The sequence below is a fragment of the Massilia sp. NP310 genome, assembly GCF_019443485.1.
Taxonomy (GTDB): domain Bacteria; phylum Pseudomonadota; class Gammaproteobacteria; order Burkholderiales; family Burkholderiaceae_D; genus Telluria; species Telluria timonae.
Genome location: NZ_CP080379.1, coordinates 3,431,824 through 3,445,340 on the forward strand (window position 1 = coordinate 3,431,824; position 13,517 = coordinate 3,445,340).

At 64.6% G+C, this 13,517-nt stretch carries 15 protein-coding genes; 9 read left to right on the forward strand and 6 right to left on the reverse strand.

The features are described 5' to 3' along the window. Genes KY496_RS15040 through mpl form a run of 3 tightly spaced genes read right to left on the reverse strand, consistent with a single transcriptional unit; the run spans position 1 to position 2,557 of the window. Positions 1-591, reverse strand: coding sequence for a chorismate lyase (locus KY496_RS15040; protein ID WP_219861333.1), 591 nt, complete (start codon positions 589-591; stop codon positions 1-3). Then, on the reverse strand, positions 588-1,190 hold the full coding sequence (locus KY496_RS15045) for a YqiA/YcfP family alpha/beta fold hydrolase (RefSeq protein ID WP_219861335.1): 603 nt from the start codon (positions 1,188-1,190) through the stop codon (positions 588-590). Before KY496_RS15045 ends, KY496_RS15040 begins: the two co-directional genes overlap by 4 nt. Next, positions 1,187-2,557 (reverse strand): UDP-N-acetylmuramate:L-alanyl-gamma-D-glutamyl-meso-diaminopimelate ligase, encoded by a 1,371-nt coding sequence (mpl, locus tag KY496_RS15050; RefSeq protein WP_219861337.1) that lies wholly within the window; start codon positions 2,555-2,557, stop codon positions 1,187-1,189. Before mpl ends, KY496_RS15045 begins: the two co-directional genes overlap by 4 nt. A gap of 86 nt (positions 2,558-2,643) precedes the next feature. Here mpl and KY496_RS15055 point away from each other — a divergent pair, with 86 nt between their 5' ends. The 8 genes from KY496_RS15055 (at position 2,644) to KY496_RS15090 (ending at position 9,569) form a co-directional block, all read left to right on the forward strand. Next, positions 2,644-3,270: a hypothetical protein gene (locus KY496_RS15055; RefSeq protein ID WP_005665287.1), complete on the forward strand. Its 627-nt coding sequence runs from the start codon at positions 2,644-2,646 to the stop codon at positions 3,268-3,270. A 14-nt stretch (positions 3,271-3,284) separates the two neighbouring features. Next, on the forward strand, positions 3,285-3,851 hold the full coding sequence (locus KY496_RS15060) for a TlpA disulfide reductase family protein (protein ID WP_005665286.1): 567 nt from the start codon (positions 3,285-3,287) through the stop codon (positions 3,849-3,851). A 131-nt stretch (positions 3,852-3,982) separates the two neighbouring features. Beyond that, complete coding sequence (gene aroQ / locus KY496_RS15065; protein WP_219861339.1) at positions 3,983-4,414, forward strand: type II 3-dehydroquinate dehydratase; 432 nt, start codon at positions 3,983-3,985, stop codon at positions 4,412-4,414. Between the two features lie 96 nt (positions 4,415-4,510). Then, positions 4,511-4,978, forward strand: coding sequence for an acetyl-CoA carboxylase biotin carboxyl carrier protein (gene accB, locus KY496_RS15070; protein ID WP_071361382.1), 468 nt, complete (start codon positions 4,511-4,513; stop codon positions 4,976-4,978). Positions 4,979-5,093: 115 nt separating this feature from the next. Then, positions 5,094-6,494 carry an acetyl-CoA carboxylase biotin carboxylase subunit gene (gene accC, locus KY496_RS15075; RefSeq protein WP_071361381.1) on the forward strand — a complete coding sequence of 467 codons (1,401 nt, stop codon included), beginning with the start codon at positions 5,094-5,096 and terminating at the stop codon, positions 6,492-6,494. Then, a complete protein-coding gene (gene prmA, locus KY496_RS15080) occupies positions 6,491-7,441 on the forward strand; it encodes a 50S ribosomal protein L11 methyltransferase (RefSeq protein WP_184236893.1) in 951 nt (316 codons plus the stop codon). Before accC ends, prmA begins: the two co-directional genes overlap by 4 nt. Before the next feature lie 6 nt (positions 7,442-7,447). After that, positions 7,448-8,617: a DUF3426 domain-containing protein gene (locus KY496_RS15085; protein ID WP_219861341.1), complete on the forward strand. Its 1,170-nt coding sequence runs from the start codon at positions 7,448-7,450 to the stop codon at positions 8,615-8,617. A gap of 10 nt (positions 8,618-8,627) precedes the next feature. After that, complete coding sequence (locus KY496_RS15090) at positions 8,628-9,569, forward strand: carbohydrate kinase family protein (RefSeq protein WP_219861343.1); 942 nt, start codon at positions 8,628-8,630, stop codon at positions 9,567-9,569. Positions 9,570-9,655: 86 nt separating this feature from the next. On the opposite strand, the gene KY496_RS15095 is transcribed toward KY496_RS15090, so the two are convergent. Together KY496_RS15095 and KY496_RS15100 are read right to left on the reverse strand one after the other, a co-directional pair. Then, the gene (locus KY496_RS15095; RefSeq protein WP_071361377.1) at positions 9,656-10,183 is read right to left on the reverse strand and encodes a YggT family protein; all 528 of its coding nucleotides are present in this window, start codon (positions 10,181-10,183) and stop codon (positions 9,656-9,658) included. A gap of 115 nt (positions 10,184-10,298) precedes the next feature. Further along, entirely contained in the window at positions 10,299-10,619 is a 321-nt protein-coding gene (locus tag KY496_RS15100; RefSeq protein ID WP_179944484.1) for a hypothetical protein, read from the reverse strand. A gap of 31 nt (positions 10,620-10,650) precedes the next feature. Here KY496_RS15100 and KY496_RS27455 point away from each other — a divergent pair, with 31 nt between their 5' ends. Beyond that, positions 10,651-11,688, forward strand: coding sequence for a hypothetical protein (locus KY496_RS27455; RefSeq protein ID WP_219861345.1), 1,038 nt, complete (start codon positions 10,651-10,653; stop codon positions 11,686-11,688). An 815-nt stretch (positions 11,689-12,503) separates the two neighbouring features. Here KY496_RS27455 and KY496_RS15110 read toward each other — a convergent pair. After that, on the reverse strand, positions 12,504-13,397 hold the full coding sequence (locus KY496_RS15110; protein ID WP_184236885.1) for a LysR family transcriptional regulator: 894 nt from the start codon (positions 13,395-13,397) through the stop codon (positions 12,504-12,506). Positions 13,398-13,517: the final 120 nt, after the last annotated feature.

Consider the following 13,517-nt stretch of genomic DNA (forward strand, 5'->3'; position numbering starts at 1 on the left):
TTAAGTAATGTTCTTCATGGTTGCAGCCGCTCCCAGTGTCAGTACCGCGGGCAAGAATACCTCGGTGACCAGGAGCAGGCCTTGACGGCGGCGATAGACGCAGCGCCGCGCGTAATAAATAGTCGTGTCGGCGCCGCCTTGCCTGCCGAGCGCCGCGTGCGCGCGGCGCACCAGCGGATGGTCGGCAGACAGGCGCGCGAATTCCAGTTGCCCACGCCGTACCAGCGGATCGTAGAACAAGGTCGTGCCCAGCGAGCGCTCGCCCAGCGCCGAGAACAGCGGCCAGTCGGTGGCATCGCAATCCATCGGCACCACCGTGTGGGCGAACACCACCGGCGCGCCGTCGCACTCCAGCAGCACTTCGCGTTCCCAGGCCCGCTGTGGATGCGCCAGGCCGATCACCTGCGCCTCGTCCGCCAGGCAGGTGGCGCTGCGCTGGTGCAGGCGGCGCACCCGGAACGCGGCGCTGCTGGACACCAGGCGCGCCGTCAGCGAACCTGGCGTGACCAGCCAGTCGTGCATGCCTTCCGGCGCGCGCACCGCGCGCGCATGCGGCTGCCATGCAGCCAGGCGTAACGACTTGCCCCTCACTGCGCCGCGTCCACCGGCGCAAAACCGCAAAACGCCAGCACCTCGTCCACATACTGCGGGAACTCCGGGATCGCATGGTCGCTGCCCTCGATCACGTGCTGGCGCGCTCCCGCATAGTGGGCCACCATGTCGCGGTAGTCCAGCACTTCGTCGCCGGTCGCGGCCAGCAGGAAGTAACGCTCCGGACGGGTGATATTCGCCACGCGCAGCGCCTGCAGCTCGCCGATGTACTCCTGGCGGAATTCGAACGGCTCGTCGGAGTGCCAGGCGGTGGTCACGCCGACATGCTTTTCCAGGTTGCGCGTCGGGTCGACCGCAGGATTGATGACGACCGCGCGCACGCCCAGGCGCTCGGCCAGCCAGCATGCATAAAAGCCGCCCAGCGAAGAGCCGACGATGGCGAGGTCGTGAGGCGCGTGGCGCTCGGCCAGCGCCAAGGCAAGATCCATCGCCGCCTTCGGCGAGGCCGGCAGCTGCGGGCAGATCAGGCGCTCCTTCATGCCGGCCTGCTCGAGCCTTTCCTGCACCACGCGCGCCTTGAACGAACGCGGCGAGGAGCGAAAGCCGTGCAGATACAGCAGATAGGGATTGGCCGTCATGGCGCCAGCGCGTCCAGCAGTTTCTGGTGCACGCCGCCAAAGCCGCCATTGCTCATCACGAGGATGTGGTCGCCCGGCTGCGCTTGCTGCACGATGGCCTGCACCATATAGTCGATCTGGTCGAAGCTGTGCGCGATCTTGCCCAGCGGTGTCAAGGCGTCGGCCAGCGACCAGCCCAGCGCCTGCTGGCTGCCGAAGCCGAACACCAGGTCGGCATCCTTCAGGCTGCCCGGCAGCGCATCTTTCATGGCGCCCAGCTTCATCGTGTTCGAACGCGGCTCGAGCACGGCCAGGATGCGGCCGCCCGTTCCCAGCTTCTGGCGCAGGCCGCCGACCGTCGTGGCGATCGCCGTCGGATGGTGGGCGAAATCGTCGTACACCGTAATATCGTTGACGACGCCGCGCACTTCCATGCGCCGCTTGACGTTCTGGAAACGCGCCAGCGACGCGATCGCCTGGGCGGTCGGCACGCCGACGTGGCGCGCGGCGGCGATTGCGGCCAGCGCGTTCGAGCGGTTGTGCTTGCCCGTCAGGTCCCAACCCACGGTGCCCTGGTGTTCGCCCTTGAAGATGACGTCGAAACTGGCGCCGCCCGGATGCTCGACCATTGCCCAGTCGACGCCGTCGGCCGAACCGAAGCTTTCCTTGTCGCTCCAGCAACCGCGTTTCAGCACGCGGCCGAGCGACGCTTCATCGCCGTTCACGACCAGCCGGCCCACGCCCGGCACGGTGCGCACCAGGTGGTGGAACTGGGTTTCGATGGCGCCGATGTCGGGGAAGATGTCGGCGTGGTCGTATTCCAGGTTGTTCAGCACCGCGGTCTTGGCATGGTAGTGCACGAACTTGCTGCGCTTGTCGAAGAAGGCGGTGTCGTATTCGTCGGCCTCGATCACAAAGAAGTCGCTCTGCTTGTCGCCATGCAGGCGCGCCGACACGCCGAAATTCATCGGCACGCCGCCGATCAGGAAGCCCGGCGCGTAACCCGCGTCTTCCAGGATCCAGGCCAGCATCGACGTGGTCGTGGTCTTGCCGTGCGTACCGGCCACGGCCAGCACCCATTTTTCGCGCAGAATATGTTCGCCGATCCACTGCGGGCCCGAGACGTAGGGCAGGCCGCGGTTCAGGATCTCTTCGATCAGCGGATTGCCGCGCGTCATGACATTCCCGATCACATACAGGTCGGGGTTCAGCGCCACCTGTTCCGGGCCATAGCCCTGGATCAGTTCGATCCCTTGGGCTTCCAGCTGGGTGCTCATCGGAGGATAGACGTTGGCGTCGCAACCGGTCACGCGGTGGCCCGCCTCCTTGGCCAGGACGGCCAGGCCGCCCATGAAGGTGCCGCAGATGCCGAGGATATGAATGTGCATGGAAAATTCTAGCCAGGAATGAATGGACGAATACGCGATTCTACCCGAGCCGCTGTCATTTTCCGTTCAAGAGTATGATCCCAGGCATGATGCCGAATCTGAATACCGATCTCCTCCAGTTGCGTAACGAGATCGCCCTGCTGGCTGCGCGCCTGGTCGCGCAGGACGGCGCCGATCTCGATACCGCCCGCCGCAAGGCCGCCCGCCAGGTGCTGGGCGTTACCCCTTTGAAACCGAATATGCTGCCCGACGACGGGCAAATCGAGGACGAGGTGCGCAAGTACCTGGCCCTGTTCGGTGGCGCTGCCCACACCGAGCGCCTGGCCCACCTGCGCGCGACCGCGCTGCAGGTGATGGAAGCGCTGGCCGACTTCAATCCCTATCTCACCGGCGCCGTCCTCAACGGCACCGCAGGCGCGCACGACGACATCCACCTGCAGCTGTTCGCCGACAGCGCCAAGGAGGTGGAAATCTACTTGCTCAACCGTAATGTTAATATCGACATTTCGGAAACCCCGCATTTCAAGGGGGGCCGCCATGCCCCGGTCGAAACCGTGTCCTTCCCATGGATGAAGGAAACGGTGCATGCCGAACTGTATGAATACCAGGACCTGCGCGGCGCGCTCAAGCCGCGCGCCGACGGTCGGGCGCAGCGCATCGACATGGCCGGCCTGCGCGCACTGATCGCCGCTGGCGAGCAAAACGGAAACTGAGTGGAAGCTGACGAATGAACAAGAAACATCTGGCCGCCTACGCGGCAGTCGCCGCGCTGTTCGGCGTGATGGGCGCCCTGGTGGCGGTCTACAAGAAACCGGCGCAAAGCGTGCTGCCTGCGCCGACCACCGTCGCCCGCGACGGCCAGGTCACCAATCCCGTCACCAGCCTGTATGCACAGTCGCTCAACGACCTCGAAGGCAAGCCGCAGCCGCTGGCCCAGTGGAAGGGCAAGCCCTTGCTGGTCAATTTCTGGGCCACCTGGTGCGGTCCCTGCGTGCGCGAGATGCCCGAGCTGGCGCACCTGGCGAGCGAGGACGGCGGCAAGCGCTTCAACGTGATCGGCATCGGCATCGATTCGCCCACCAATATGAGCGAGTTCGCCGCAAAAATGAACGTCACCTATCCGCTGTACGTCGGCGGCATGGGCGGCACCGAACTGTCGCGCGGATTCGGCAATACGAATGGCGGCTTGCCGTATACCGTGCTGATCGGCGCCGATGGGCAGGTGATCAAGACTTATCTGGGCGAACTGAAGTTCGATGAATTGCGCGCCGACCTCGCCAAACTCGACTCCTGATCCGGAAAATTACGAACGATCGTACGATTGATAATGCCGCCAACTTCTCCTATCGACTGGCAATTTTACTGCTTGCCAATAGCTGAGCTAGGCGGCACAATGCCTGACTTTCGGGCAACCAGACTCTCACCATGGCGAAAAAGCTACTGCTGCTGAACGGCCCCAACCTCAATCTATTGGGGACGCGGGAACCGGCGGTGTACGGCACGACCACCCTGGCCGACATCGAACAAGCTGCAGTCGCACAGGCCAGCCAGGCCGGCGCGGCGCTGGAATATTTCCAGAGTAACCATGAGGGAGCGTTGATCGACCGCATCCATGCCGCGCGTAGCGAAGGCGTGGATTTCATCGTCATCAACCCTGGCGGCCTGACCCATACCAGCGTAGCCCTGCGCGATGCGTTCGCCTCGATGGCCATTCCCTTCGTGGAGGTGCATATTTCGAATATCCACCAACGCGAGTCCTTCCGGCACCACTCTTATTTGTCTGGAATCGCGCGCGGCGTGATCTGCGGACTGGGGGCGGACGGATATCGGTTTGCCATCGACTTCGCACTTAAATAGCGTTAATCTACGTCAACTTCATGTAACAGCGGCCGCGCGACCCATTTCCGACGCTGCGGCCTGCTCTCTAAAACGAATAATTCCAAGGGGTTTCACATGGATCTACGAAAACTCAAGACTTTGATCGACCTGGTCGCTGAATCGGACATCGCCGAGCTGGAAGTGACCGAAGGCGAAAGCAAGGTTCGCATCGTCAAGTCGTCCGCAATCCCGCAGAACCAGATGGTCATGCTGCCGCACCAAGGCGTGCAGCAATACTCGGCGCCTGCCGCTGCCCCTGCTGCCGCGCCTGCGCCGGCAGCCGCGCCGGCCGTCGCCGCCGAACCGACCGGCCACGTGGTCAAGTCGCCGATGGTCGGCACCTTCTACCGCTCGTCCGCGCCTGGCGCCGCCGCCTTCGTCGAAGTCGGCCAGAGCATCAAGGAAGGCGATACCCTGTGCATCATCGAAGCGATGAAGCTCCTGAACGAAATCGATGCCGACGTCTCCGGCACCATCACCAAGATTCTCGTTGAAAACGGCCAGCCGGTCGAATTCGGCCAGCCACTGTTCGTGATCGGCTGATCTGCTTCTCCAAGCCGGCCCGCGCCCACGACGCGCGCCGCCGGCTCACCCATGACGTGTCCGGCGCCGCCTGTTCTCTCAGCCGCGCCGGTTTTCACTGAATACCGGACCTACCATGTTTGAAAAAATCCTCATCGCCAACCGTGGTGAAATCGCGCTGCGTATCCAGCGCGCCTGCCGCGAGCTGGGCATCAAGACGGTCGTCGTCCACTCCGAGGCCGACAAGGACGCCAAGTACGTGAAACTGGCGGACGAATCGGTCTGCATCGGACCGGCGCAATCGACCCTCAGCTACCTGAACATGCCCGCGATCATCAGCGCGGCCGAAGTGACCGACGCCGAAGCGATCCACCCGGGCTATGGCTTCCTGTCCGAGAACGCCGACTTCGCCGAGCGCGTCGAAAAGTCGGGCTTCGTCTTCATCGGCCCGCGTTCCGACTCGATCCGCCTGATGGGCGACAAGGTCTCGGCCAAGCAGGCGATGATCAAGGCCGGCGTGCCGTGCGTGCCGGGTTCGGACGGCGCCCTGCCGGACGATCCGAAGGAAATCGTGCAGACCGCGCGTCGCATCGGCTACCCGGTCATCATCAAGGCCGCCGGCGGCGGCGGTGGCCGCGGCATGCGCGTGGTGCATACCGAAGCCGCGCTGCTCAATGCCGTGCAGATGACCAAGACCGAAGCCGGCACTGCCTTCGGCAATCCGGAAGTCTATATGGAGAAGTACCTGGAGAATCCGCGCCACGTGGAGATCCAGATCCTGGCCGACGAACACAAGAACGCCGTCTGGCTGGGCGAACGCGACTGCTCGATGCAGCGCCGCCACCAGAAGGTGATCGAGGAAGCGCCGGCGCCGGGCATCCCGCGTAAACTCATCGAGAAGATCGGCGACCGCTGCGCCGAAGCCTGCCGCAAGATCGGCTACCGCGGCGCCGGCACCTTCGAATTCCTGTACGAGAACGGCGAGTTCTACTTCATCGAGATGAACACCCGGGTCCAGGTCGAGCATCCGGTCACCGAGATGATCACCGGGATCGACATCGTGCAGGAGCAGATCCGCATCGCCTGCGGCGAGAAGCTGCGTTTCCGCCAGCGCGACATCATGCTGTCGGGTCACTCGATCGAGTGCCGCATCAATGCCGAGGATCCGTTCAAGTTCACCCCGTCGCCAGGCCGCATCACCGGCTGGCACCCGCCGGGCGGCCCTGGCATCCGTGTCGATTCGCACTCGTATGCGGGATACTATGTTCCACCTCACTACGACTCGATGATCGGCAAGGTAATTTCGTACGGTGCGACCCGTGAGCAAGCGATCCGCCGCATGCAAATCGCGCTCTCCGAAATGGTGGTCGAAGGTATCCTCACCAATATTCCGCTGCATCGCGAACTGATGGTCGACGCCCGCTTCATCGAGGGCGGCACCAATATCCACTACCTGGAGCAGAAACTGGCCGCCAAGCCCGACCTGCCGAAGGAAACGGCGCTCGGCGCCAAATCGGAAGCCAAGGTACAAGAATGAGCTGGACTGAAGTCGTCATCGAGATCGCCCGCGACCACGCGGAAGCGCTGTCCGACGCCCTGATGGAAGCCGGCGCGCTGTCGGTGTCCGTCGAGGACGCCGACGAAGGCACCGAAGACGAAAAACCCCTGTTCGGCGAGCCGGGCATGGAGCCGACCCAGGCCGCCTGGGACCACAGCCGCGTCGTCGCCCTGCTGGAGGCCGACGCCGACCAGCTGGCGATCGTCACCGAGGCCGCGCAGGCGGTCAGGCTGCCCGTCGTGCCGGCCTTCACCACCCGCAAGGTCGAAGACGCCGACTGGGTGCGCCTGACGCAATCGCAGTTCGAGCCCATCCACATCGGCAAGAACATCTGGGTCGTGCCGAGCTGGCACGAAGCGCCCGATCCGTCCGGCCTGATCCTCGAACTCGATCCGGGCCTGGCCTTCGGCACCGGCAGCCATCCGACCACCCGCCTGTGCATGGAGTGGCTGGAAGCCCATCCGGCGCCGGGCAAGTCGGTGCTGGACTACGGTTGCGGCTCGGGCATCCTGGCGATGGTGGCCAAGAAGCTGGGCGCGCAGGACGTCGCCGGCGTCGACATCGATCCGCAGGCGATCGAGTCGGCGCGCGCCAACGCCGAGCGCAACGGCGTCGAGATCGACTACTACCTGCCCGACACCTTCGCCGCGTCCGGCAACGAGCGTCATGCGGGCGGCAAGTTCGACATCGTGGTGGCCAACATCCTGTCGAGCCCACTGAAGCTGATGGCGCCGATGCTGGCTGGCCGCGTGGCCGACGGCGGCAACCTGATCCTGTCGGGCGTGCTCGCGCGCCAGGCCGAAGAAGTCGCCGCCGCCTACGCACCTTTCATCAAGCTGGGCGTCTGGGCCGAGCAGGACGGCTGGGTCGCCCTTCACGGGACGCTCGGCCAGGACAGCGCGCCGCCGCCCCGCACCAAGGGCTAGGCAGGCATGGCGCTCGCCACCCAATGCCCCCACTGCGGCACGCTGTTCCGCGTCGCCGCGGACCAGCTCAAGCTGCGTGGGGGCATCGTGCGCTGCGGCGCCTGCCAGCAAGTCTTCGACGGCAATGCGGGGCTGGTCGACCTGAACGCCCCGCCGTCTTCCCCGCCTTCTCCGCCAGTCGCCGAACCGGCCATCACGCCAGGCGTTCCCGCGACCGACGACACCGAACAACCGATCTACACGCTCGAATTCGACCGTGCGCTGTCGCCGTTCGGGATCCTGCCGCACGCCACGAACGAGGATCAAGCCACGGTCGAACCAGACACGGATGCCGCCGTGGCCGAGCTACCGGTCGATGAAGAGATCGTGGCGGCCCCGCCGCCGGACGAGGGTCTCGACCGGCACGAACCCGCCCCCGAATCCGCACCCGAACCCGCCGCGCGCCAGCCGGCGCCCGACGCCCCGCCGCTGCTGCTGCGCGAATCGGCCGGCGGCTCGCCGCCGATCGTCTCGCCTGCGCCGGCGCTGCCACCGTTGCCGCCCAAGTCCCCGCGCGCACGCGCCGCTGACGCCCGTTCGCGTCGTTCCAAGCTGACCCCGACCCGGATCGAAGAGACGCCCAAGCTGCGCGTGCCCGAGATCGACGAACCCGAGTTCGTGCGCCGCGGCCGCCAGCGCGAGCAGTCGAGCAAGGCCGTGCGCATCGCGATGGTCGCCGGCAGCATCCTGCTGCTGCTGGCGCTCGTCCTGCAGGCCATGGTGAGCTTCCGCGACGTATTGGCGGCGCGCTACCCGGCGCTGCGTCCGGCCCTGGTCTCGACCTGCGCGCTGTTCCGCTGCCAGGTCGGCCTGCCGGCGCGGCCCGACGCGCTGGTGATCGAGACCGGAGAATTGATCACCCTGGGCGGCAACGCCTATACCTTGAACACCGTGCTGCGCAACGGCGGCGACCTGGCGCTGGCCTGGCCCAGCATCGAGCTGACCCTGAACGATGCCGACGACAAGCCGCTGGTGCGACGCGTGTTCGGTCCGCGCGACTACGCGCCCCGGATGGCCAACGCTTCCGCCGACAACTTCGCCGGCTTCGGCGCGCGCGCCGAGCAGCCGGTCAAGATCCATTTCAGGCTGGAAGGACTCGAACCTTCCGGCTACCACATTGCCGTTTTCTACCCCTGAAGGCTGAACCATGACCAAAACCGCCCTGATCTGCGGCTCGCTCGCATTCGACAAGATCATGCAATACCACGGCCGCTTCGGCGACACCTTGCTGGCCGACCAGCTGCACCGCGTGAACGTGTCGTTCCTGGTGCCGACCCTGCGCACCGAGTACGGCGGCTGCTCGGCCAATATCGCCTACAACCTCAAGCTGCTGGGCGGCGAACCGCTGATCATGGGCACCCTGGGCCAGGACGGCGGCGACTACCTCAAGCGCATGGAAGCGCAAGGACTGCAGACGCGCGGCATCCGCACCATCGCCGACGCGTACACGGCGCAATGCTTCGTCACCGCCGACGAGGACAACAACCAGATCAACGCCTTCCACCCGGGCGCCATGCAGTTCTCGCACGAGAACAACGTGGCCGACCAGGGCCCGCTGGCGGTGGCGATCATTTCGCCGGACGGCCGCGACGGCATGATCAAGCATGCGCGCGACTGCGCCGAGCTGAAGGTGCCGTTCATGTTCGATCCGGGCCAGCAGCTGCCGATGTTCTCGGGCGACGAGCTGATCACCTTCATCGGCCAGGCCAGCTACCTGGCGTGCAACGACTACGAATTCGAGATGGTGATGGACCGCACCGGCTTGAGCCAGGCCGACATCGCGGCGCGCCTGGATGCGCTGATCATCACGCGCGGCGCCGAAGGTTCCGACATCTACGCCGGCGGCGAGCACCATCGCATCCCGGCGGTGCAGGCGGCGAACGTGGTCGACCCCACCGGCTGCGGCGACGCCTACCGCGCCGGCCTGCTGTTCGGGATCACCAATGGCCTGGACTGGGCCACCAGCGGCCGCATCGCCAGCCTGCTGGGCGCGATCAAGATCGCCTCCCAGGGCGGCCAGAACCACAGCTTCACGCCGCAAGAGTTCGACCAGCAGTTCGAGGCCGCCTTCGGCTTCACCTTCCGCTGATGACGCCTGGCGTCACCGGATAAAAAAATGGCCTTGCAATGCAAGGCCATTTTGTTTCCAGCTCGTTTGGAGGGCAGCGGCGGCGCTCAGAAGCCGAACACCTGCCTCAGCACGAACAGCAGGATCTGGATCAGCACCAGCGCCACCAGCACCGACAGGTCGATGCCGCCGATCGGCGGGACCACGCGCCGGATCGGGCGCAGCAGCGGCTGGTTCAGGGCGTGCACGAACGGCGCCAGCGGCGCGTTCGGGTTCACCCAGCTGAAGATCGCCTCGATGATCAGGAGCGCCATGAAGCCGTACAGGATCCAGTTCAGGAAGCGGTGCAGCGCATACAGCAGCACCATCTCGCCGCTGCCGCCCTGCAGCAGCAGGAGCGTGCTGGCCACCAGCACCACCAGGAAGGCGCCGATCAGGCTCGCCCAGTCGTAGCCCCGGGTGCCCGGCACCACGCGCCGCAGCGGCATCACCAGCCAGTCGGTGATGGTGTGCACGAACTGGCGGATCTGGTCGGGCAAGCGCACGCGGATGGCGTTCGTCCAGAAGCGCAGCAGCAGCACTCCACCCAGCAAGCCTGCGATGATATCGACGATAAACTGAAGAATGGACAGCACGGACTCTCCTCAAAAAAAAACCGCTGTGCGAACAATCACACAGCGGCATTGTGCCTGAAGCAGCCCCGACTTGCCATGCGCACATGGCGCGTGGCAGGTTGGGCGAGGTCCGGTATTAAGGACGGCTGCTGGTCGGGAACGGCCATGCGGTCGGCGCCAGCACGGTCTTGGCAGGAGCGGCGCTTGGCGCTGCCGGAACGGCGCTTGGTGCGGCTGCCGGTTGCGCAGCGGTGGTCGCTGCCGGCTTGGCGGCCGGTTTCTTGGCGGCCGGTTTTTTCGCTTCCGGCTTGGCTTCGGCCTTGGCGTCGGTCTTCACTTCCGGCTTGGTATCGGCCTTGGTGTCGACTTTGGCTTCCGGCTTGGCGTCGGCCTTGGCCACTGCTGCTGGCTTGGCTTCTGGCTTGGCGGCAACGGTCTTGGTGGCTGCAGCTTTCACTGGAGCAGCTTTTTTGGCGGCTGGAGCAGCCTTGGTTGCAGCCGGCGCAGCTTTATTAGCGGCCGGCGAGGCTTTTTTTGCTGCGGGCGACGCTTTCTTCACAGCTGGTTTTGCGGCGGTTTTGGTGGCGGTCGCTTTTTTCGCTGCCGGTTTGGCGGCGGTTTTGGTCGCGGTCGCTTTTTTCGCTGCCGGTTTGGCGGCGGTTTTGGTGGCGGTCGCTTTCTTTGCTGCCGGTTTGGCGGCGGTTTTGCTTGCGGTCGCTTTCTTCGCTGCCGGTTTGGCGGCGGTTTTGGTCGCGGTCGCTTTTTTCGCTGCCGGTTTGGCGGCTGCCTTGGTGGCGGTCGCTTTCTTTGCTACCGGTTTAGCGGCGGCCTTGCTTGCAGTCGCTTTTTTGGCTGCAGGTTTAGCGGCGGCTTTGGTCGCGGTTTTAGCGGTCGACTTGGCGGCTGGTTTAGCGGCGGCCTTTTTCGCTGCCGGCTTGGCTGCTGGTTTAGCAGCGGCTTTCTTTGCTGCCGGCTTGGTGGCCGACTTAGTTGCCGACTTAGTTGCCGACTTAGCTGCCGGTTTAGCGGCGGCCTTCTTTGCTGCCGGCTTGGTTGCCGACTTGGCTGCCGGTTTAGCGACGGCTTTCTTCGCTGCCGGCTTAGTTGCCGACTTGGCTGCCGGTTTAGCAGCGGCTTTCTTCGCTGCTGGCTTGGTTGCCGACTTGGCTGCCGGTTTTGCAGCGGCTTTCTTCACTGCAGGCTTTGCTGCCGGCTTGGCTGCCGATTTGGTCGCGGTTTTGGCCGTTGCCTTGGTAGCAGCGGTTTTGGTCGCGGCGGTCTTGGTTGCAGTAGCTTTCTTTGCAACAGGTTTAGCAGCGGTTTTTGCTGCCGGCTTGCTCACGGCCTTGGCTGCCGGCTTGGCGGCTGCCTTGGTGGTGGTCTTGGTCGCGGCTTTCTTTGCGACTGGTTTCTCTGCTGCAGCCTTTGCGTTCGACTTCGTCGTGGACGAAGGCGCGCTCTTTGCTGCTGCCTTTGCTGCTGGTTTCTTAGCGGTTGCCATTCTTGTTCTCCTTCATCTGCGATGAGAAATACGCTCAAGGTTTAAAACCCGCCGGATCAAACCCGGCGAATTATTCATCGGACCAAAGCAAGCGTCGATTTAGGCCAATGAATCCGGCACCGGCTGAACTGCTGCAACTCCTCACAGTTGCAGCGCTTCAGCCAACGTCGACAGGTCACCGTTCCAGCGTTTCACATCGCTACCCTTGCGGGTGCGAAAAGAAAAAGCCGCCTTGCCTGAGCAATTGGTCAGACAAGCCGGCTTGTTCTTTTCGCTTCGCTTCCGTGCATACTGTTTGGTTCAGCGTCCTATTATTCGATCGATTTTGCCCGATGCCCGCGACAATATCACATCTTCTCGATTTGACAAATTCAATCACGTAAAGTACGCGCATTCTTTGTGAGCGCGCAACCGTGAATCGCAAAAAAAGTCGCGCGATTTGGACGTTGAATTGCGCACCCGCGCGCCAATCACCGACATGCCTGACATGCGCTGCAGCCTTTACCTATCGCATTTCAACTGATCGATAAGCGGGAATCACGCCGGCATCTTGCCTGCGCCAGCGGGGCATATTCCCGTTTCCAGCGCCGCATGACCGCAAAGCGCCGCCAGCGCACCAATGCATCTGAATCAACGTCATCCGAGTAAGTCTGGCTTTACGCCAGCGCGCATACTCCGCACCCAATCGCGCCAGTCGAAATGACCTGGCATGCCACACCATTCGCTGCACGAGCGTCCCTCAGCCATCGCGGCGCCCGGCGGCAGGACGCGCATGGTGGCGATCGTTCAACGCAGCGCGCCGCCTCCGCGGTCGACGCGCCAGCGACTGCGCGTTCGCCGTCAACCGCCGGATTTCAGGCGCTCGATGAACCAGCGCCCCGCCGGTCCCGGCGGCTGGTCCTTCATGAAGATCGCGTGCATCGAAAAGCCCGACCCGAGCACCGGATGCGTTTCGAGTTCGATGCGCACCAGCGCGCCGCTCGCCAGGTCTTGCTCGACCATATGCAGCGGCATGTTGCCCCAGCCCAGGCCGGCGCGCAGGAAGGCGTGCTTGGCGCCGAGATCGGCCAGGCGCCACACGCGCGGCGACAGCACGCCGAAGTCGCGGCCACGGGTCAGGCTCGAGCGGTCGGTCAGCACCAACTGCACGTGGCGCCCCGCCTCCGCCCGCATCACCGTGCCTTCGGTGCGCGCCAGCGGATGGTCGGGCGCGACCACCGTCGCCGCCTGCACGCCGAGCAAATATTCCGAAGCGCAGGCGGCCGGCACTTCCGGGAACGAACCGATCACCGCGATACGGCACTGCCCATCGAGCAGCGGCTGCACCACGGCGCCGAGCGCCTCGACGTACAGGCGCAGCGGCGTCGATGGAAACTCGCGGTGGAAGGCCTGCACCGCCTCGGTGAGCTTCACGATCGGATACATTACGTCGACCGCCACCGACAGCTCCGGCTCCAGGCCACCGGCCAGCGCGCGCGCCCGCGCCTTGAACGCATCCATGCCGTCGGCCGCGTGGCGCGCCTCGGCCAGCAAGGCGCGTCCGGCCTCGGTCAGTTGCGGATAACGTCCCGAGCGGTCGAACAGCGCGAAGCCCACCTGCGACTCGAGATTGGCCAGCGTGTGGCTCACCACCGACTGCGCGCGCCGCAGCTTGCGGCCGGCGGCGGAAAAGCTGCCCTCGTCGGCTGCGGCGATAAAAGTGCGCAGCTGGTCCATGGACATCCCGTCGAGCATCCATCTACTCCATCGATAGTTGATATCGAATTATATAGGCTTCTTGGATCGATCAAGCACGCCTAAGATGTTGTTCATGGACGCCGCACACGAGCTGGCGTCAACCACGACAACCATTCG